This is a genomic window from Pseudoalteromonas luteoviolacea DSM 6061, assembly GCF_001625655.1.
Lineage (GTDB): Bacteria > Pseudomonadota > Gammaproteobacteria > Enterobacterales > Alteromonadaceae > Pseudoalteromonas > Pseudoalteromonas luteoviolacea.
The window spans coordinates 1-1,214 of sequence record NZ_AUYB01000160.1 but is presented as its reverse complement, the minus strand read 5'-3'; the positions used below and the strand labels follow the sequence as shown (position 1 = coordinate 1,214).

General features: G+C 42.1%; 1 protein-coding gene. It reads left to right on the top strand.

Features of this window, described 5'->3' with window-relative positions; translation table 11 throughout:
- Positions 1 to 63 precede the first annotated feature (63 nt).
- Positions 64 to 1,187, top strand: a protein-coding gene (locus tag N475_RS24950; RefSeq protein ID WP_405127394.1) for an IS3 family transposase whose coding sequence is annotated in 2 segments (ribosomal slippage) — positions 64 to 286 and positions 286 to 1,187 — 1,125 coding nt in all. Because the reading frame shifts where the segments join, the coding sequence is not laid out codon by codon here.
- Positions 1,188 to 1,214: the final 27 nt, after the last annotated feature.

Genomic DNA, 1,214 nt, shown 5'->3' with positions numbered 1-1,214 from the left:
TTGATCTTCCCCTAAACAACTAGACATCTTTTATTTTGAAAATGAAGTAAGATGGAAGGTGTTATGAGAAATAAATATCCACAAGAATTTAAAGACGAAGCAGTTCGTCAGGTCATCAATAACGGCTATGCAATTAAAGATGTTGCAAATCGCCTCGGTATTACTGATAAATCACTTTATAACTGGGTTAGTAAGGCAAAGAAAACGCCTAAACAGAATGAAGAAAGTGACGAAATAAAGCGGTTAAAAGCAGAGTTAAAACGCGATACTCAGGAGCGCGACATATTAAAGGAGGCCGCCGCGTTCTTTGCAAGCGAGTCAAGGAAAGATACGCGTTCATAAAATCACGGCTCGATAAGTGGAAAGTCACGCAAATGTGCTCTGTGCTTAACGTTCATCGAAGTGGTTTTTATGCTTGGCTAAATGAGCCTGAATCAATTAGGGCAATTGAAAACAAGCAACTGACCAAAGAGATAAAAGAAGCGTTTGTTGAATCTGGTGGCGTTTATGGAAGCCCTCGAATTACAGCTCAATTGAGACGTAATGGCACGCGTGTTGGCGAGAATCGCGTGGCACGTCTAATGCAGCGAGCCAGACTCAAAGCTAATTTGGGTTATAAGCGTCGTTATTTTAAATCGTCAATGCCATCGGTCATTTCGGATAATCATGTACAACAACAATTTGTCGTAGCTGAGCCTGATACCACTTGGGTGACCGATATCACCTATATCAAAACTTACGAAGGCTGGCTTTATTTAGCAATCGTTGTCGATTTATTCTCACGCAAAGTCATAGGTTGGTCTATGCAGCCCACAATGAAGCGTGAAATTGTAATAAAAGCACTGCTGATGGCGGTGTGGCGTAGGCAACCAAATGCTAATGTTATCGTGCATAGCGACCAAGGCAGTCAATATACAAGTGAAGACTATCAAGCGTTCTTAGCAGCAAATAACCTTACAAGCAGTATGAGCAGGCGTGGTCATTGTTTGGATAATGCTGTTGCTGAGAGTTTCTTCCACTCGCTAAAAACGGAGCGAGTGAAGCGAAAAATTTACGCGACTAGGAATGAAGCAAGGGCAGACTTGTTTGACTATATAGAAGTATTTTACAATCGAGTACGACTGCATAGCCATCTAGGCCATCAGTCCCCTGAAGAGTTTGAGATCCGATATAACTCGGTAAGCTAGGTGTCTAGAGATTCAGGGGAAGATCAG